Here is a 20,363-nt window from a genome sequence, read left to right as displayed (position 1 = left end):
CTTCCTGCTGGGCTTCCTCATTGTTTGCGGCGGATGAGCCCGTCGCCGCCAAACCAGAGAAAGACCCGCAGCGCATGCAGCCGCTCACCCTTGTTGAGCTGGACGTGAATCTTGCGCCGCAGCGGCTGGCTGAGCAGGTAGCGCAGGATGAAATTTGTCTTGATAAGTCGCCCGTACTGCTGTAACACGTAGGTCAGGTTGTGCTGGCGCGGGTAGGCTTGCAACTTGCTGATGAAGAGGGAAGCTGTGACGTAGCCCAGCTTAAACGAGCCGGCTACCCGCAGCAGGTCGTCCAGGCGAGCCGCGATGTAGCCCGGTTGCACGTGGCCGGTAAAGTGCAGGCCCGGATAGCTCAGCTCCCGGCCCCGGATGCGGCAGCGCTTCTGGTCGCCGATGTCGCGCAGCCGCGGCGAGTACTGCAAGCCCAGCAGGTCAAACAGGCCGAAAACTAGGTCGGTGTAGCCGTGCGTATCGGTAGCGTGCTCGACGATGACCACGTCCGTTTCGTTACCCAGCACCTCGTCCAGCACGTAGGTCGCGTCGCGCTCAGTGGCGGGGATGACTTTGCTGCCGTACTGGGCGTAGTGGTCGGCCGTGTGGGTGTAGAAGGTGACGCCTCGCCCGTAGCCGAAGTAGCGTGGCAGGGCCTTGGCGTTGCGCACTTGGCCGCTGACGGGGAAGCGCTGCCCGTCCGAGGACGACAAGCCCCCGCCGCCCCAGTGCCGGGCCAGCCACTGGCGGTGCTGCTGGTTGACCACGCGGGTCGTGGCCGCCCGCAGCGGCTGCTCGTGCAGGAATTGGTTGGTGGCTCACCACACCGTTTGGTACGCCAAGCCGGTGCTACGGGCCATGTCGGAGAGGGGAATGTTGCAGGCGGCCGCCAACAGGGCCGCATAAACGGGCTCCGGGGCCTCACTGCCCCCGGCCGACGCCTCGCGTAGTAACTCAGAGAAGCCGGTCCAGCCGTCCACCTCCACTAAAATATCGGTCAGTTCCACGACCGGCATGCGCGCCCGAATCTGCTCGTCCAGCGCCTGGAGGGAGGCCGGCAATTCCTCGGCTTGCAATGCGGTGAGCACCAATTCGCCGTCTTCCAGGCGGACCTCGCCGCCTTCCGCCAGCAGCGCCGTTACCTGCGGCAGCAGCGCTTCGAGTTCGGCTAGGCGGGCGTGTAGGCGCTGGCTGGGGTCTTCGGGCAGGCCCAACTGGCGCAGTACCTCCCCGCGCCGGCCGGGCCACTGCGCGGCCGGAATCAGGTAGCTTTCCAGGTCGGCGAATTTACGCGAGCCCGGCACGAATACGTCGCCCGAACGCAGCCGCTCGCGCAGGGTGGCCAGCACGCACAGCTCGTAGGGCAGGCGCTCCGATGCTTGTTGCGGGTGCACAAAGCCCTGCCAGGAGGGCGTGATGAAGTCCGTCGGGGCATCGGTCGGCAGCTTGCGCCGGGCCCCGGTCTGCAGCTCCACCACCAGCGCCAGGGCTTCGCCGAACCGGTCGCCGGCAAAGGCATTGACAAAGGAGACGTGCCGCAGCAGGTTGGCCGAAAACTGCTTCAGGTGCGCGTAGCGCCGCAGCAGAAAGGCTAGGGGCGAATCCAGACGGGTATCGCTCAGGGCGTAGTAAGCCTGTAGCGCCTGCTCCACCTGCTCCCGAGAAATCGATTCAAATACAGCTTCCCGCACCTGCGCGGCCGGTATTTGCTCGTCCACCACCGTGCGCGCGACCTGGGCGAAAACGCGCAAGGCCGTTTCGCGGGCCTGGCGAATGACCAGCAGGTGTGCCTCGTACTCGCGCTGGGCTTTGCGCTGGGCCAGCGCCCAGTAATCGCTGAACATGGTGAGCACCGCGTCGAGCACATCGCGGTAGCTTTCCAGTACGAAGGCCACCAGCAGCGGGTAGCGCTTGGCCGGCGCGTAGCGGCCGATGGCTTGACTAGTGCGGTGGCGCGCCCGGTGGGCCAGACGCTTGCGTCGGTTGGCATTCAGGCCGCTCGTGTCCCAGTCGGCCAGCCCCAGCTGGTGCAGGAAGTCCAGCTTGGCTAGGGCCTGGTTGATGGCCATGGGCGTGTTGGCCGTCGCCGGCTGGCAGAGCCAGCGGTGCGGGGTCACGCGCCGGGCGGGGGCCAGTACCAGCAGCGCGTCGAGCTGTGCTTCCACCGCCGGCGTGAGCAGCGGGGCCAGACGCTGGTAGGTGACCGCGTCAGTTTGCAGCAGGGCCTGGCTTACCAGCAACTCCAGTACCGAGATAGCGGGCCGCAGTAGGCGGTCCTGGTGCAGCTTTTGACAGGCGGCCTGCAAGAGCAGGCGCGGCTGGTCGTGCTCCAGGGCCCGTTCCAGTAGCCAGGATTCTAAGCCGGGGCTGTCCAGGGGCTGACATTTGCGATAGCCCAGGTGCCGCAGTACCAGTTGCAAGTGCTCACTACGGGTAGCCGCCCGTTCGCCGTAGCTGGCCAGCGCGTCCGGCGCGATGCCCAGCTGCTGGCCGACAAAGGCGGCTACTGGCACCGGCACCTGCTCGAACCAGTCTTCGGGCAGGTAGCCCATCAGGCGCACCAGGCCTAGCTGCATGGCACAGCCCAGGCGGTTGCCGTCGCGGCGCTGCCGCTGAATGAATTCACAGTCAGCCCCCGTCAGGTGAAAGTGCTGGCGCAGGTCGGTTTCACTGAGTACAGCGGGTACTTGTTGGTAGCCCTTGCGTTCGGGGGCGGTGAGAAAGGGTGAAATCATGCGTCTGGAGCAGGTTCAAAAAGCCAAGCTTCCTGGCCCTGGCCCCGACCCACCCACCGGGCGGCGAGCCGCCCGAAAAACTGGGGTCAGAAAGCCGGGCCAAAAATAAACGGGACGTTAGCTTTGTGAACCTGACTTGTTGACCCTTTATGCACCAGACCTTCGGCTACGCTCGCGTCTCGACCGTTGACCAGAACTTAGACACCCAACTTGACATCCTGACCAAGGCTGGATGCGACCGCATCTTCCAGGGTAAAATCACGGGCATGAGTGTGCAGCGGCCCGCGCTCGATGAGCTATTGGGGTTGCTACGGGCGGGAGATACCGTGCTGGTGGCGCGCTTCTTCCGCCTGGAGCGCAGCCGCGACCACGTTATTCACCTGGTCAACTCGTTTCACCAGCGCGGCATACACTTCAAGGCTCTGGACTTGGGCATCGACACCACCACGCCGGCGGGCAAGTTTATGCTCTCCATCTTCGCCTCGCTGGCCGATTACGACCGCGAGAGCTCCTGGATAAGACCAAGGCCGGCCAGCAACTGGCAGCCGCGCAGGGCAAGCGCATCGGCCGGCCCAAAGGGCTCGACGCGTAAAACCTGAGCAAAGTTAAAAAGGCACTCGAAAAAGGCTTGTCCGTTACCGAAACCGTAGAGCTGACTGGCATCAGCCTCTCCAGCGTCAAACGCTACCGTAAGTACCTGCAAGCTGCGTTGAGCTACTAACACAGGCGGCCCAGAATGGCTTGAAGTAATTCTGTTCCCCTTCCAGACTCGTGTGGCACGACATGCTAACGGCTCCTATCGGTAACGTGCTGATTATTATTTCAGTGCGTTATCGATAGGAGCCGCTACCTTTAATGTTAGAGTGTCAACCTATTACTGAAGTACCACTCGGGTAACACGCGTGCCTGCTGTACTTACTAGGCGCAGCAAGTAGAGTCCGCGAGGCAGACTGGCAGTGCTCAATATGCTGGTAGATTCCGTGAGTAGCTGCTGGCGTACGGGGCGACCTAGCTCATCAAGCAGCGTAGCTTGCAGCGCTCGCGGCGCGGCCTGACGCACGGTCACTTGGTCAGTAGCCAAAGTGGGGTACACATCTACCCCGGCGAGCAACTGGCTGGCCTGGCTGGCGGTGACGACGGTGCTGCTGCGGTTCAGGTAGGTGCGCACGGTGTTGTCGCCGCGGCAGCCTACCACCACATCGGGGTAGCTATCGGCATCAAGGTAGGCAATTTGCAGCAGCGAGGGGTCAACGCCCGTGGCTAGCACCTGCGGGGTAATAGTGGCGTAGCACAGGGCCGATTGACTGCCATTATGCTGATAAACAAGAAGTTGATTATCGGCCGTCACAACTAGCAATTCTGGGAGGCTATCGCCGTTGAGGTCGGCTAGCAGCACCCGGCGTGGGGAGGCCGCAAGCTGGTAGGAATAAGAGCGGGTGAAGTCAGACATGATAGTGGTGCGCAGCACCATCACTTCCTTGCTGGTGGCGTAGGCCACGGCTAGGTCAGGTAGCTGGTCGCCGTCAATATCCTGCGCGGCGGTGTGTACGGGCCCGCGGCCGCTGGTTTGCAGCACATTCACCTCCCGCTGGAAGCTATGCACCACGTGCACCGCGCTGTTGGTGGAGTCTGTCCAGGCTTGGTCAAGGAAGCCATCGCGGTTAAAGTCGGCCAGGGTTAGGCTGCTTGACGCGTTGAAGTCGGTGTCGAGTTGGCGCGTGTAAAACGGGCGAGCTGGGCCGGGCGGGCCCCCACTACTATTGTAACGGCTGTAACGAATAAAGCTTTCGGTGCCCTTAATGGGATAGGTGTAGGCAAAGTCAGCGTTACCGTCTTGGTCTACATCGGCCTGCACTAGTTCGGGCCGGGAGCTGATGTCGGGCACGCCAAAACTCAGGGGATAGGTCGTTTGTACGAGGTTGCCGGTCGTATCCTGGTCGTCGCGCAACATGGTCCACTGGCTGCTGGGGCCGCTCACAGCCATTAGGCTGGCGTGGTAGCGGCCAGGAAGGTGGTTGAAAACGACTAGGCCGCTGGGGCCCTGGCCAACGTCATAGGTAAACTTGGCCGTAGGGTAGGTGCCCGCCGCCGAGCGCATGTACAGAGCGACTTGCCCAAGCTTGCGCTCGCACACGGCCAAGTCGCGGCGATTGTCGTGGTTGAAATCGCCATCGGCAATAGCAGCCAAGCCGGCCCCGGGAGGCAGGGCGATTACTGCATCAGCTTGCAGGCGTATAGCGGGGCCTGTTTGTTGGGCGTGGGCGCGAACTGAGGTGCCTACTAATAAACCGAGTACAGAAAATAGAAGTTGTTTCATTTAGTGAAGTATTCTTATTAAGAAAATGGAAAGCAATTATCTTATCATGTCTTAAATAAGTTATTAAGTAATTTAATATGAATCACAAATTTCCATCCTGCCCTTTTTCACAAATGATGCTGGGTTGAATCTCCTTATTAAACCAAGTCATTATTTTTTTTTGCCGGTCTTTTACTAATCCATGGTTAAAATCTACCCATGGACTATTGGAATAAGCCTCCTTAATACCAACTATCAATAGAGCTGCATTCTTATCAAAACCAGGCCCAACAGCCATGTGTACAATACAGTTATTTTCGCTAGAAAAAAAGTAAAAACTATAGTAAGGTGATGGTGACTCATTCGGGCCATCTGGAAAAGAATAAGTATTATTATACTTACTATCTGATTTTAAACTAGTTAGCTTACTTATGATATAGTCGCGGCGACAATTGGAAGTGACGCTTTCAGCATAAGGATACGACCCTGCTGAAAAGGAACGGATGTCACAAGAACTAGTTAAGCTCTGTAATAGTGGGAAGAGTACCCAAGCAAAATTTTTCATAATAACTTAATGCCCTCTATAAGAAGGGTCGTTAGTTACACCTTTATTACTGATTTTATACCACGTAATTAATTCAAATAACCCATTTTTTGGATCACCTGCAATTACGTACAAACCTTTTGCAATTCCAATAACACCTATAACTGTTCCAGCACCTAATGCTTCATATGCGTCTACAAATTTACCAGAGTAAAATGCGCCAACGAAAGTGCCATATTGCTCCGCACCAAATCGGAGGTCAGCGCCAGTAGCGTGAGTATCAAACAACACACCATGTGGGCCACGAGCCCCTATGTTATCATAGCGTCTATCATGACCAATAGAGGGATAGTCAGCTAAACTTTCCGGTCTGTGTTCATAATTATCATTGCCATTATAGCTCTTAGGATTATTGCCGCCCGTATAATCAAGCCCCAACCCAAAGCCATTCTGATGCAGGCTGCTAGGATCCAAGCATGTTGGACAGAAATCATTCGACCTAGTGTTAGGTAAAGCATGGCCTATTTCAACAAAGTAATTGAAATTATTCTTGTCCGAATGATAATAATTGCCATTATTATCAGAGTAAACAGGCTGAAATATCCTTTGTTCCAAAGTGTAAAATATTCTATTAGCCACATCTACATAACTTAAAGCTTGGAATCCTAATGCATTGTCAGTGTTTCCACTACCTCCTCCCCCTCCACCGCCAAGTGAATACGTACCTTCATCTGCTGTTCCATCAAAGAACGACTTGATAAGAGCACCCCATGAACCAAACTCAGACAATGCTCCGCTGGGGTCATTCATCGCAATAGGATTTCCAAGAGCAAATTGGTAAGGAGTCCAGTCTGGTGTTACGTTGGCCAGCGGGTCCACCCCTGTAAAGCGTCCGGTTGCCGGGTCATAGGTGCGATAGAAAGTACTATATACGCCTCCCTCCGTCCCCAGTAGTTCATCCTGCAACGTGGAGCCGTCGTTGAACTGCTCCTTACTCAAAGTCGCCACCGGTACCGTGTTGACGGCTACCCCACTCAGGGCCATACCCAATGGGTAGTAGTGATTTTCCTGACTGACTAGCGTCCGGTCCTGCGGGTGGCGAATGGTGAGCGAGTCAAAGTAGACGGGCTGGCTGCCCTCGTTGAGCAGCTGCACTTCCAGGTAGCCCGCGCGGCTGGGCAAGTTGGATAAATCGGGGGTCACCAGAAAGCGCAACTGGTTCCAACTCATAATCGAGTTGCCCGTGTTCTGCACCGGCGCTTCCTGCCGCCATTCCTGAATCAGCCGGTTTTGCTGGTCATACACCCGCAGGGCCACGTAGGCAACTGCCTGGGGTTGTTCGGGACCCGGCTCCAAGTCGAAGTCACTGGTGGTGCGAGCATTCGCGCTACCGCTTCCGTTAGCCAGAGACCGGGCAGGCAGTGCGCTCTTCTTTTGCAAGAGTCGGGTTAGGAGCCCCGTCACGCTCACCTGCACCCCCATCACGGGCTTGGCGGAGCCGCTGGCTTGTAGCTCGCGATTCCCGGCGGCTGGGTTTACGGCCAACAGCGTGGGCGCTACTGCCCACTGGGGAGTAGCAGTCAGCCCCGTTTGACCAGGACCCTGGGGGCCGGGAGTTTGAGGGGTTGTCTCGCCGTATTGCACTCCATTAGGCGTCGCGTAGTACAGACTCACTTTCAACTGGTCGCCCTGCACCACTGGAATGCGGGTGAGCGGTCCGGATTGAGAGGCCGATACGGCAGCTGAGTACGAGCCGCGGGCCACGGTTCCGCCGTGGTAGGACAGGCCATTTGGGCTCTGAGAGGCACTGACGTTCTGAAATTTAGGGTAGGCACCCTCTTCCCGGCTGGGGTCTTCCATGGCCAGGTGCAGCAGCTCGGGCTGGCGGTCGGCCCGGAAGGCCACCCGCAGGTTACCCAGATGGTCGCGCAGGTGGTATTCATACGAAAGGGCAGTGGCCTGGGCGTCGGGAGCCAGGGCACGTCCCTCACTGGTCGGCACCGAGAGCAGCCCCACGAAGCCGGGAGCCGCCTGGTACACGCTGCCGTCGATGTAGTACTCGGTTTTGCTGGTGGTACCGTTGGCTACTACTTCCCGCTTCAACACGGTGCCCGCTGCGTCGTACGTATAGATAAGCGCACCGGTCCCGACGGCCTGCCGCTCGACTTTGTTGAGGGAATTAAAGGTGTAGGTGACGTTCTTATTGGCGTCGCGGGTAATACTGCCGTTGGCATCGTAGTCATATTCGGTCGACGTGTTGACATCCTTGAACCCGCGGGTGATGTCGCCGGCGTCATCCACCTTGCTGTGCTGGTTGCCAGTATAGGTAAAGGTGAGGTCATCGAGTACCATGGGGCTGGCTGCCGCGCTCACCTGAGTGTAGCGCTTGAGGGCTTTGATGTTGCCATTGGCATCATAATTCACCTCTTTCTCGTCGTAGGCTCCCTGCTCCAACGTGAAGAGTTCCCAGGGACGATTGCGGGCCGCGTAGGTCGCATCGGTCAGGCGGCCTAGCCCATCGTAAGTGAATTTGTAGCGGCGCTCCCGCTCGGGTTGGTTCTGCTGGGCCGCGTTATGGGCCATCCAGCTCACGGCCGAGATGCCCCCGTCGTAGCGCGGCACGTTGCCTGTGATGGTAGATTGCTCTCGTACCAACTCTAACCCAAACAAGTCGTTCTCGGGATTGATGGTCGGGTCGCTCTTGTTGATGCTTAGCAGTTGCCCATGTAGGTTGTAGGCCAGGTCTACTTTCTGTAGGAACGTCGCGCCTGCATCACGGCTGTGCAGCTTTTTCTGCGTCAGCTCGCCCAGGCCGGTGTACCCGTTGCTGCTGACCAGCACTTCCGGCTCCCAGGTGTTTTTCCACTGGTGCTGCTGCCAGGTTTGAAGCAGACGCCCAGCGGCATCGTAGCTGAAGCGGTTGCGGATGCTCACCAGCGGCGAAGAGGAGCCCGTCAGGCCATTCGTCTGCTGCGTTTTGAGCGAGCGCAGCACCTGCGGCACGAAGCCCTGCTGGCGGTAGACCAGCGTGGTGACATCGCCCAGGCCACTACCAGTTTGCAGCAGGTTATTGCTCTGCTTCTGGATGAGGTTGCCGTATTCGTCGTAAAAGAGCACGGCCTGCAGCCAGTTGCCGTACTGCCCGCCGGGCTGCACCACGCGGGTGCGGGTGATGGTGGGTAGCCCGCGCAGCTGCGTGGTGGCCACGGGCTGTGGGTCGGTGCCCAGCACCTGGCTGGCATAGGCATAATCGGGACTGCCATCCTGGTTCAGGTCGTAGTCGTCGAAAAACGACATCGACAGCACCACCGCGCCGTTGGTCCCGTCCTGCACGGCCGGGAAAGTATTGCCAGTCGTGTAGCCGCCGTTGGTGCGGCTCTCAAACTCGGCACTAGACGTAGCGGCATCGGCCTGAGCCTGCAGGGTCTGGCGGGAGGCCGTGGAATAGTACAACCCGGAAACCACCGGTCGGTTCTGCGCATCGAACTTGGTGAACAGCCACTGGCTGACGCCCGTTTTGCGGTGATTGCCATCCTGCACCAGGATGGGCCGGTCAGCCTGGTCGTACACCAGGTACACGGGGGCCGCGCCGGGAAACTGGCGCTCGGCCAGGCGGCCGCGGTCATCGTAGGTATACTGGTAGAGCCACTGACCGGCAAAGCCGGCAGGCATACTGCTCACGTTCCAAGTGCCGGCGGCCGCCAGGGCCCCGACGGCGGCGGGCGGGATAACGTACTGTAAGTAGCCAGCCGGCGCGTAGATACTGTAGGTATCTAAGTTCTGGGCGCTGCCGCTGCCGTAGCCGGTTATTTTGCGCTGGAGCACAACTCGCCCGAGGCCGTCCTTGTAGACCTCGGTGCGGCGCTCATCGGCATCCAGCAGCACTTCCTTGTTGAGTTGGCCCGCCGCATAAGTATTGGGACTGGTGAGGCCCTGCCACAGGCGCACGGCGTCTTGGGTCGTGTTGGTGGCGTAGCTCACGCGGGCCGCGTGGCTGGCCCAGGCGCTGCCCGCCTGCACCTGGCTGAGTGGTCGGCCTAGGGGCGAAGCCTCCGCGGTTGTCGTGGCGTAGGGTTGGCTGTCCTGCGGGGCGTAATACGCGGTAAGCTTACTCAGCGGGTCCGTTTCGTAGAGGCCGGCCGCTTTGGCCTGGCTGTTGACCGGAAAGGGCAGGTAAGTCTGTGCGGCTGTAGCACTCCCAGCGTAGGTGTAGTACTGCACGATGTCCTGCTGGGCCGGGCCTGCCTGCACGGCTACCTGCTGCAGCGGCTGGGCCCAGCTGGTGAGGTACGTGATGTTCTGAACGCGGTCGGCGGTAGCGAGCTGCGGCAACTGGTCAACCGTCGTCACGCCGGCTTTCAGCACCTGTAAGTCGCTCAAGTACGTAAGCGCCTGGCCATTGGCCGTCTGGCTATCCAGGCCCTCCACTAAGTCAACCGGCTGCGAAACGTTTTCCGACGAGTAGTAGTCACCCGGGTACTGAGTCCGCACGGTGTAGCGGCCCGCCTGCGTGACGGAAAGCTGGCTACCGGTCTGGTTCTTGATTTCCAGCCCATTCAGAAACCACGTAAACGGGCCGCTGAGGCTGCTGGTCGCCTGCAGCACCGTTGGCGTGCCGTTGACTAAGCGCACGGGGGCGGCAGGCACTACGCCGGCGACTAGTAACTGAATGGTACGCAGGACTACGCCTGCGGCGGTATACTCCGTTTCCTGGCACGCAGTCGCCGTCACATAGTAGGAGCGACTCTGCGTCAAGGATGGCGTAAAGTCCGGGCCCGTGTGTAGGCTGGTCTTACTGGCCGGGTCATCATACCAGTTGTAAACGTAGCCGGGCTCCGGATTTTTTACGGCAAGCGTAAAGCTGCCCGGACCGAAGCGCCAATTAGCACCAGGTACCTCGTTATTAAGCATCTCTACCTTGCCAGGAACTGCGGCTACGTTGACGGCAAACGTGCTGGTACTCGTGCACGATGACCCCGAAGGCCTGTAAGTCAGGGAATAGGTGTTGGCTTCCGCCACGGGCTGCACGGTGGCCACGCCACTACTGGAAACCAGCGCGACGTTGGCACCGCTCCATACCCAGTTGCTGGAGCCGGCGGGCGGCACTAGGTTCAGGGAGTTGCCCTGGCAAATGGTGGCACTAGTAGCCGTTAGCTGACTGGCAGGGCCGTCGGTCGTTATTGGCCTGGGCGTTGTATCTACCACCGTGATGGTGCGCTCCGCATAACTCGTCCCCGCGCAGTCCGTGTCCACGCTCACCGTGTACGTGCCGGGAGTTGCCCAGCGGATAGTCACCGTAGAAGAAGCGTTGGGGATATCCCGTTGAGAAATCCAGGTACCGCCCCCCGTATCCCACGACCACGAACTGCATTCGCCCCGCGCTGTAAACGTGACGTCCGTGTTCGGGCACGCGGGATTGGGGTTAGGCACGCCAATGGTCAGATTCCCGGTCCCTTGCGGGCTGGCCACTAGCTGGCTGGTACTGGCCTTTTTCTGGGCCCAAGCCCGCGGGTAGTGCCCGCTGCCCAGGCCCACCAGCACCAGCCAGCTCACGAGCACCCGAAAGAAAGTAGAATTGTTCATAGTCCTGTGCGTGATAGTCGGAGGAAACCAGGGTAGCGGCTGACGGCGTGGCGAAGAGGGGGCGCAGCCTATGGGCAGCCCGGGCTACTTTGGAAATGGTCGATTCCTAACTCTTCGGATAGTACAATTTCTTCCCCCCTGGTGACCCGGCACCGGTAGCGCAGGCTTGAGCTCTTGTACACCGTTATCGTGGCGGTGTTAGTGGTGCTGCGTACCCACTGCCCGGTAGGATTAGTAGCATCCAACGCCTCCCAGGCGTACGTGAGGTTACCCATCAGGCTGGGCTTAACCTGGAACGTCGTGTAGCCAGCCGTACGGGGTGCTGAGGGGTTGCAGCTGTAATCAACCTGCTCATTGGCGCTCCCTTTAACGCAGTCGTCTACCGCTAGCACGCCAGCCGTGCAGGTAGTTAAGGTGAGCGGCGGCGTCATGATGGTCAGGGGTTGCGCGTACAGATACTCTATCCCCTGACTGGTGACATATAAGCGCACGTTGTAGCCTTGCGTACGCCCGAGTAACGGGTAAACGTGCGTAGCCCCCGGATTGGAGTCAGTAGAATAAGGGGTAACGGTACCATCTCCAAAATCCCATTTATACTGCAATGGCCCATTGAGTCCCGCCGCTGCAGTGAAGGTCAGGGGCTCATTTTCCATGCCCGTACCGGACGTGGTGAAGGAAATTCCCGCCGTAACGGTCCGGCCGGGTAGTACTTTCTGGTACTGGTGCACGATGGCTTGGTTCGGGTCACGCACCAGCGCCAGGTCTCCCGTGGGACCGTACTCATAGTACATCGTGCGCCCCCGCGCATCCGTTTCCGACGTTTTGCCGACCGCAAGACCGTATGTGGTACTGGCCGCTGAGGCTTCGGCCGGTAATAGTAGCACATCGTCCAGCTGAAGCGGGCCGTTTACCGTGATACTCAGTTGATAATCACTCCGATTCCCTAACGTGGCCAGCGGCAGCAGCACTTCGTAGCGTTGCCACTGGGTAGCGCTGTTGCGCGACTGTGTGAACGGCGTGCTGGAACCAGCCCTGATGGCCACCGTGATAGTAGTGGCTGACGATGCCTTGGCCCAGAATATCAGCCGATACTGTGGGGCGACGGAGACGGGCAGAAAAGCGGTCAGGGCACTACCAGCCCCTAATAGCAGTCCCGCCTTGCCTGTCCGGGCGGCGACAGGAGTGGAATAAGTAGGATTACTGCCGGTAGCTAGCTTGAAGCTGTAGGGGTTGTCAGTCGTCTCAAAGTCCGAGAAGACGACTTCGGCAGCCGTTGCATTGGCTATCTGCAGCAAGGGTAACGACCCTTCGTAGCCGACGTGCGTTGCCGCTACCTGCCGGCCAGCCTGGGTACGGGTGGCCAGCGGCGTCAGGTTGGCATTAACGGCCAGAATAGTCGACGCTTCGCGCAGGGCTGCCGGAATGTAAAGCTCGTTATTGACGATGCGCACCGAGTCATAGCTGCTTACCGGCTGGGCAGGCAGCCAGCGCCGCAGCTGATAAGGATAGGTCGGCGTAGTGAGCAGGTTGTTAGTTGCGTCCGGGGCGGTGCTGGTGGTGAAAGTTTGCAGCGTAGCCCCGGCGTAGGCCACGCGACCAGTGCTGCCCGCGGGTCGGATTTCGGAAATCGTTTCGACCAGGTCGGAGCTGATGCCTTCCGTAACTAGTCGGGTGCGCATGGCCTGCAGGGCCCTGCCGGTAGCCGTGGCAGGGAGGGGGTAGTCACGCAGGTACTTGTAGCGTGTCCGACCCAGCGTATTATCGCTGCCCTGGATAATCTTGGCGGCCAGCCAGCCCTGGTTGGTATAGCGGTAGCTGATACTGGTCTGATTGGTAGTCCCCCCCGCGACGGGCAGCTGACTCACTTGCTGCCGGGTAGCGTAAAAGAAATCGGTTAGCAGGCTGTACTTGGCATAGGCATACAGTGGGGTGCTCAGGTTGCCCAGCTGCTCGTACCGCAGGCCCGTCACCGCCGGCAAAGCCGGCTGGGCGTTGACATACTGGTAGGTATAGTCTTCCTGCCGCACCACGGGGCCGGGGGCCGTGCCGCTGGTGGGCTCCGCCCGGTACCAGACCGTCAGTGGCAGTCCCCGGCAGAAGTCGTAGTTAGGAGCCGGAGCAAACGGGTACAGGTCACTGGTCGCCTGCAGGGGGGTGAGATTCGGACAGGTGCCGGAGCCTGGTTGCCGGGCCACACCGAACACCGGCCGGCGCCACTCCGGCAGGTTGCTGTCCGCGTTGGCCGCGCTCAGGACCTCGTCGGCCCCACCGGGTACGGAGAACACCGTAGTCACCTGCCCCTTACCGGGGATTAGCTCCGTGACCTGCCGGTACCCGACGGGTCGCCCCTCAAAGGGGTCGGGAGCTAGCTCTTCGGTACTGCGCACCGTTACGTCAGCCCACTGCGTGCTGGTGGTCAGCGGCATGACGAACGCAAAGCGCGGGAGGTGCAGCAGCACGCCGCTGGAAATCCCGGTACTCGTCCCCGCGCTTTCCTGGTAGCTGTAATCGCGGCGTGATTCGACCTGCGTAACGGGGTCTTGGACCTTGATGGTGCGGATGCGCAGCCCCCCGGCTGGCAGCGACTGCTGCGCCACCGGGTCGTAAAACTGGTTTTGCTCGTACTCTAATTGTACCTGCCCCCCAGTAGCGAACGTAACTTGCGTGAGCGTACCGGCCACGGCGGTACCCAGGCGGCTGGCCGGGCGGCGGTCTGCGCCGACGAGCACAAGGCCGCCGTTCTGGTAAGGAGCCGCTGGGTACAGCCGGTAGGGTGCAGCTGGCCGCAGGGCGGTCCCACTAAGCAGCTGCGGATAGACGTAGAGCTGCGGAATACCGGTGCGAACCTTGTTGTTATTGGCGAAGCCCCAGTAGTCTTTATTGATGTTGACCCCAGTGGCTACCTTCGCCGCGGCGGGTGGGGTGGTACCGGTTTCAGGTGCATAGGTAAAATCGTAAAGCGGCAGCGTAGAAGTCGGCCGGTTCAGGAATACTTTCCGCAGGTAACGGCCTGCCCCCAGGTACTCGAAAGTATAGGACTTGAGCAGCCCCCCTTGCTCCAGCGGAGAGGTAATTGCCAGGGAAGTGAGGTGATAATTGTCCGAGACATCCAACTCCCGAGCGAAGGTGACGACGGTGGTAGCGGTAGTAATTTTGGTCAGTTGTGGACTAGTCAGCACCCGTGTTACCAAAGTGTGGTCGGGAGTGGGCAGGTTAGTTGAATTACCCACCAGAAACAGCGTGCTTTGGGTTTCCGGAACTGGGATGTGTGGGGAGCAGTCGTAGGTAAAAGAAATCCTGTTAGCGGCTTTAACCGTCGGATTGATACGGGCAACGGGAGTTGTAATCTGCGTAGCCAGCCATCCGGTAGTGTAATCAGTATTGGTGGGCCCCATGTAGGAGCCACTCTCATCCTGGCGGATTTTAAAGTCACGGAATTGACGCAGTAAATACTTGCTTCCTCCGTAAGGTGCGCTCGTCTGCGTCTGCTGGGAAATACGAGCTAAGTCATTGAATTCATAGAGGACACCCTCCGCCGTCCTGATAGTGAAGCCTGCCAACTCCCCAACGGGCACAGCGTACGTGCAACTCCCGGCGAGCGCCGTACCAGTAGCAAAGACGGGCGTAATCTGAATGGGCGCATAGGGCATCAGGCGCACCGCCCCGGTTTCATCAAATATAAATTTACCGGCGTAGCCGGGTATCGAGTACGTGAAAATGTCCGGTTCGGTATCATATAGGGTGGTTGCCCCAGCCCCATGATTTAAGGACCCCAGGCTGTTAAGCTGCGTGAAGGCTGTCTGCTCCCCGGTAGTGCACGTGGCATTGAAAGTGGTGGGCGCGTTGGGAACCGCGGCGAGGCGGGTTGCCGGGGTGCCGGTGGGATAGCGGAGCCACCCGTACCGACGTTCCGGGGTGGCGGAAGTCTCCAATTTGCTATCATCGGGCAGGTCCCGTACCTGTCGGTGAATGCTGGGCCCTGCCTGCAGCGACCAGTTCAACCCGATTTCGCCCCCGGTATCGTCCACCTGCACCCCCCCAGCGGAGTAATGCAGGGCCAGCGGGAGTGAAAAACCAGGAATGGTAACCGTGTACAGCGGGGCGTTGACCGTTGCTGTGCCAGTAAACTTATCGACTCCTACTTCTGCCGGTAGGGTGCTGGTTGCGGCGGAGCCGTTGATATAACCTGGACTAATAGACGAGTTAACGTCAAGGTAATCTATGTTAACCTGCCCGTTATCATCAGCATCATACCGATAGGCAATCGTATTACTTCCTTGCTGTAAGGCAACTTTTACATTTTGCGTACTCCAGGAAGCTGCCGAGCCCGTAGCTGGAAACTGGGCTTGCGTGACGTCTAGGCCATTGACGTATACACTCAGTGTTCGCACGTACTCAGCAGTTGTTGCGTAGCGAGCAGTTATGGTATATATTCCGGCTTCCGGAACTGACACAGTAAAAGGGACGGTAGAACCGACCTGAGTGGATGAACTTGACTGCGTCAGATTCTCCGCATAGGTAACGCCGTTGCTACTGCCGATAGTGGCCTTGACAAGCTGGGCAGCGGGTATCTCCTCGGCTTCATAGTGGCCAAACAACCCCGCTGTTTCCTGGGCGGAGATGACGCGGTTATATACCCGTATCTCATCGTAGACGGCTTCTCCCCCGTTGTAGCCCAGGCTCAGGCCCTGCCAGGGCAGGGAGGGAGCCATACCTGATTGGCTGCTGAGCAGTTTGCCGTTTTTATAGATTGTTCCTACGCCATTGGCGAAGGTGAATACAAAGTGCTGCCACACGCCTACCTGCACAGTCCCCGCCTGGGTCACGATGCGGTTATCCCCGTCGGTACCGACGTAAAGCTGGCCATTGTCCGCCGAGTGAAATAAAAAAGCTCCCCATCTCGCTTTAGCCCCGGTAAGTTGCCCATAGTTGTAAAGGCGGGTAGGCTTGAGCCAGAAAGAGAAGGAAAAGGTGGCCGGCTGCCAGTTCAGGGGAATGTCAAGGCGGGCGTTTCCCGTCAGGGCGAGGGCGCCTCCCCCATCATACCCCCCTCTTGGCTGCCAAGACCCACCGGTATCTACCAGGGTTCCATCCGCCAGCTGGGCAGTCGCATCTTTCGCAGTAGTAGCACCTGGTAATTCATCCAAGGCAAATCTGGCCACTAGGCCAGTATTGGAGGCAGTAGCGGCGGCTTGCCCCCAACTGGGGCGGGGTACTATGCCAAGCAGAACTAAGAGTGGGAGGAGTAAGGCTTGTTTCATGCACAGGGAGGAGCCGCAAGAATGAGTAATTAAAATTCTAACAGCTTAATATATAAATTTTAACTACATATCAACAGCTTGCAACCCTCCCGTTTAACTTTTAAACCGAGGCCAGTAGTCCAGCGCCAAGGGGAGTAAAACCTGGGAACGGCAACCAGATAGAGCGGCACATTGACAGTTACCAGGCCGGCTTATCAAGCCCTATTTCCGCCGACAGGCCGCTGGTAGTCACAAGCCTTTCTAAGCTACTAGTTTAGTAACCATGTAGTTACTAAATTGAGGCGGTGTTAATAAATCAAGAGCGTTACCTGGGCTGCGGGCGTGCTGATTAGGTTAAAGAAGGACCATTGTGGCGCACCGGGCGGCAAGGCTGGTTGGCTGGGCAGCCCAAAGCGGTAGAGTAACCAGTAGAATCCAGGCTAAACGTGCTGGGCACTAGTTGCTACACAAGGAGTTGCCAGCGCTGAGAATGGGCATGGTATTGCTTACGTACTACTGTTTGTAGCACGGCCCTACCTTGCCGATTTTGTGCTATAGGCGTCTCACTAACACTCACCTTTTTAGCGCAATGAGTGAGGCGCGCATTCCTAGTAAACCAGACACAAATTTTCCGGTAGCAGCGGAACCTACTGAAGTCGGGTGGCACCCATTCTTGTCTGGGAGATTGTGCTGCGTGCAGTTCTAGGTTACGCAACGATACTTATTACAACTACCGCCCCGTTAAAAGTAGACGAGGTTAGACAAGGAAAATAAAGCTGAGCCTTGGGGAGGGCCAACTTCTAAAAAAAGTAGCGGCTAGTGGCATGCTATCGTAGAAAAGGAATAGAAGAGACTCTTTGAATAAGGTAATTGCATCGCCTTATTTCTAGCACAGCCGAAAGATATATAGTCGCTGTGGCACCAACCAATTTAAAAGTTCACCAACTACTCATTTTTAAGCTAAATTACTGATTAATAGCATTATTATTTTTAATTAAATTTCAAAGTATGGGTGAGTATTTTGCGGAGGGTGAATGATAAGATAGTAGATAGCTTAAATTATTAATATTTTAGATATTAAAAATCCTTCTGCAATAAAAGTGCTATTTGAGCACTGCTTAAGAAAGAATGCTTAAGTTAAGCTATTCAAGAGAGGACCTGCTGCGTAGAACTGGTCAGTCGGCTTGGCTTTATCCAATCGGGTAGTGACTTGCGATAGCAGAGGCCGCATCTATCCTAAAAAGCGCGCTTTCAACCAGAAATGCACATTTCTAGGGCTAATATTTTTTTCTCAGGGCCCGTTGCACTTCTCAGCGATGGGCAAGTTGCCCGCTATAACTACCATGTTAACCCTGGTATAGGGCAATTCACCCATTTTTTGCCTGAGTTCAGCGGCTGTCGAGTTTCTGGCCACCGACCGCTAGCTGCACACTCGGCGGAACCGTACAACTTGGCACGTCCCGATTTCTAGGTACCAGCGTGCACGCAGATGCGGACCGTAGTGATGTGTACTCTGGCCGCCCCGTTGCAGGTATCGGGCAACGACTGGCACACGCGGCCCATCACACTCTGGGACTATACATCTAGGCCACATGTCCCATCAGTAGAAACAACTGGTTGAATTCTCCCAACATTATTTTCCGTTCCCAACTGTTGTGCGACTCCTAAATCTGGTCATCAACCTCGTCGTGCTCTGGAGCACGATTTAGCTGCAACAGATAGTGCAAACGCTACGAGCCGAAGGCGTGGAGGTGCGAGACGGGGACCTGGCGCTCCTCTCTCCTGCTCGGTATCTACGCATCGACCGATTAGGTAAGTACACCGTTTCTAGCCAAGTGGAAGTAGCACCCAACTCGCTGCGCAGTTTGCAAAACCCGTTCGAAACGGCTTAGAGTAATTTTATCCCCCCGCTGCTATAAGAAGGCCTTTGTTAGAGGGGGTAAAGTGCTTGGCTGCCTATCAGATGAAGCACATGGTGCAGCTTTACTTGTAGCGCCACCTCCTGGTAGCGCTACAAGTAAAGCTGCACCATGTGCTTCCAGGCCGGCGGCGTATGTGCCTCGCCGGCCCATACGTGCAGTTGGTGCCCGATGCCTTTGGCCCAAAGCTGCTGGCCCAGAAAGCAGTTGTCGGCCAGAAAAGCATCTTCTTCCCCGATGACGAGCTTGATGTCGAGCCGGCGCAGGTGCGCCAGGTAAAAGTTATCGCTCAGGTTGGGCAAGTAGCGGTTAGGCGTGTTCAGGTACACCTGCTGGTCGACGTAGCCCTGAAATAAGTCGCGGAAGCAGCCCATGGCCTGCGTCAGGTCGTAGCGCCCGCTCAAGCCCACCACCTTGGCAAACAGCTGCGGGTAGCGAAAGGCAAAATTAACCGCGTGGAAGGCCCCCATACTGCATCCGGCCGCCATCAGGCACAAGTTGGGGTTGAGGTGGCGCGTCAGGGGCAGCACCTCTTCCAGCAAGTACTGCTCGTACTGCAAGTGCCGCCGAATGCGCTCGGACGGGTGCTTGGCCGGGCAGTACAGGCTCTCGGCATCGACGCTATCGACGCAGTAGAGCTGAAACTCGCCGCGCTCGAGCCGGGGGCGCAACGCTTCCACCACGCCCCAGTTTTCGTAGTCAAAAAAACGCGCTTTGCGAGTGGGGAAAAGCAGCACCCGTGCCCCCGCGTGCCCAAATACCAGTAGCTCCATCTGCCGGCCCAGGGCCGGGCTCCACCATTGTCGATACTCGCGGCGCATAAAGCTTACGGGAAAGAAAATACGTGCAGGAGCAAAGCCTCCAACTAGCTTGTCTCAGGAGGTGAGCAGCCCCATGGTGCCGAGCTGCTGGCCGATGGCCTGCTGCCACAAGGCATAGCCGGCCGGCGACAAGTGCAAGCCATCGGCCGCATACAAAGCCCGTTGGGGGTTACCCTGCCCATCGAGCATGGCCGGGTAGAGGTCCAAGAAATAGTAGGGTGGCCCCAGCGCCGCGATGCGCTGCCGGATGCAGGCGTTGGCGTACTCAATATTATCGCGCAGGTACAGCCGCGCCGGGCTGGGTTTAATCGAGACGAAGCACAGCGGAATCGCCCCGAGCTGCGCCTTGCTGCTGGCCAGTAATTGCTCAAAAAACAGCACTACCTCCTCAGGCGTGCGCCCATCGCCGAGGTCGTTGTCGCCGGCGTATACGAGTAGGGCGGCCGGCTGCTGCCGGGGCACCACCTGCTCAAAAAACCAGGCGCAGGCCGCCAGCGTTGAGCCGCCAAAGCCTAGATTGACAGCCTGCACCTGCGGAAAATCTGGCGCCAGCGTAAGCCAGTGCGTAAACGTGGAACTGCCGTAGAATACCACCTTGGGTAGCGCTTGCCCCGCCACGGGCAGTTGCGCCAGGCGCCGAATCTCCTCTTGGTACCACTGCATAGCGTATCTGGCGGCGAAAAGCCTTCATTGCCTGTCAAAGGTCGGCCTAAGCCCAGGCCACTAGTTTACCCGCACGTCAAATCTATGTGGCTATTGTGTGTGCTGAACAGCGTTAGGTCATCAAAATCAGGTGGCGGCTGTATCACTTGCCGCGCTGATGACGCATTTTGACACACCGGCCGCCTAATTCTCTACCCTCTACTGGCTGGGGTCCCTTCTGCCTTTGCCTGGCAAAATAGCTTGGGGTTGCTAGCCGCGTTTGCGAATTGCCTTTTTCACTTTATACATTGACTTCAAAGCGCATGAGAATTTCTATGCCTTAGGTGGTCGGGTGCCGCTGGATACGAAGCTAAGGTGAATTAAACAGGTAGTGGGATTCGATTTCGAGCGGAGTGCAGCGCTGGGTGTGGTGATAGTAGTCGAGGTGTTCAGCTAGTTTGAGGCGCGCCCCTTCTAGGTCAGCAAAGCAAGCGCCCCGCGGTAGTAACTCGGTTCTTAGAGGCTATCCAAATAGGCAATTATACCAAGTGATTCGAGCGCAGGCAAAATGGAGCATGGCGAGGTAGTTTTC

General features: G+C 58.1%; 7 protein-coding genes and 1 pseudogene. 1 reads left to right on the top strand and 7 read right to left on the bottom strand.

What is annotated here, in order from left to right; genetic code table 11:
• Positions 1–17: 17 nt before the first annotated feature.
• Positions 18–2,726 (bottom strand): annotated as a pseudogene (locus ACYVGC_RS23640) (Tn3 family transposase).
• A gap of 149 nt (positions 2,727–2,875) precedes the next feature.
• Here ACYVGC_RS23640 and ACYVGC_RS23635 point away from each other — a divergent pair.
• Positions 2,876–3,325 carry a recombinase family protein gene (locus ACYVGC_RS23635; RefSeq protein ID WP_460586313.1) on the top strand — a complete coding sequence of 150 codons (450 nt, stop codon included), beginning with the start codon at positions 2,876–2,878 and terminating at the stop codon, positions 3,323–3,325.
• A 275-nt stretch (positions 3,326–3,600) separates the two neighbouring features.
• Here the strand turns inward: ACYVGC_RS23635 and ACYVGC_RS23630 are convergent, their stop codons facing one another.
• The 6 genes from ACYVGC_RS23630 to ACYVGC_RS23605 all read right to left on the bottom strand — a co-directional run bounded on the left by ACYVGC_RS23630 (position 3,601) and on the right by ACYVGC_RS23605 (position 19,792).
• Entirely contained in the window at positions 3,601–5,043 is a 1,443-nt protein-coding gene (locus ACYVGC_RS23630; protein ID WP_460586312.1) for a T9SS type A sorting domain-containing protein, read from the bottom strand.
• An 82-nt stretch (positions 5,044–5,125) separates the two neighbouring features.
• On the bottom strand, positions 5,126–5,587 hold the full coding sequence (locus ACYVGC_RS23625; RefSeq protein WP_460586311.1) for a hypothetical protein: 462 nt from the start codon (positions 5,585–5,587) through the stop codon (positions 5,126–5,128).
• Between the two features lie 6 nt (positions 5,588–5,593).
• Positions 5,594–11,149 carry a DUF6443 domain-containing protein gene (locus ACYVGC_RS23620; protein ID WP_460586310.1) on the bottom strand — a complete coding sequence of 1,852 codons (5,556 nt, stop codon included), beginning with the start codon at positions 11,147–11,149 and terminating at the stop codon, positions 5,594–5,596.
• A gap of 68 nt (positions 11,150–11,217) precedes the next feature.
• Positions 11,218–16,410, bottom strand: coding sequence for a LamG-like jellyroll fold domain-containing protein (locus ACYVGC_RS23615; protein ID WP_460586309.1), 5,193 nt, complete (start codon positions 16,408–16,410; stop codon positions 11,218–11,220).
• Between the two features lie 1,990 nt (positions 16,411–18,400).
• Positions 18,401–19,129, bottom strand: coding sequence for an esterase family protein (locus ACYVGC_RS23610; RefSeq protein ID WP_460586308.1), 729 nt, complete (start codon positions 19,127–19,129; stop codon positions 18,401–18,403).
• A gap of 54 nt (positions 19,130–19,183) precedes the next feature.
• Complete coding sequence (locus tag ACYVGC_RS23605) at positions 19,184–19,792, bottom strand: SGNH/GDSL hydrolase family protein (protein ID WP_460586307.1); 609 nt, start codon at positions 19,790–19,792, stop codon at positions 19,184–19,186.
• Positions 19,793–20,363: the final 571 nt, after the last annotated feature.

Source organism: Hymenobacter arcticus, from assembly GCF_054779975.1.
This window is presented reverse-complemented; position numbering and strand designations above follow the sequence as displayed.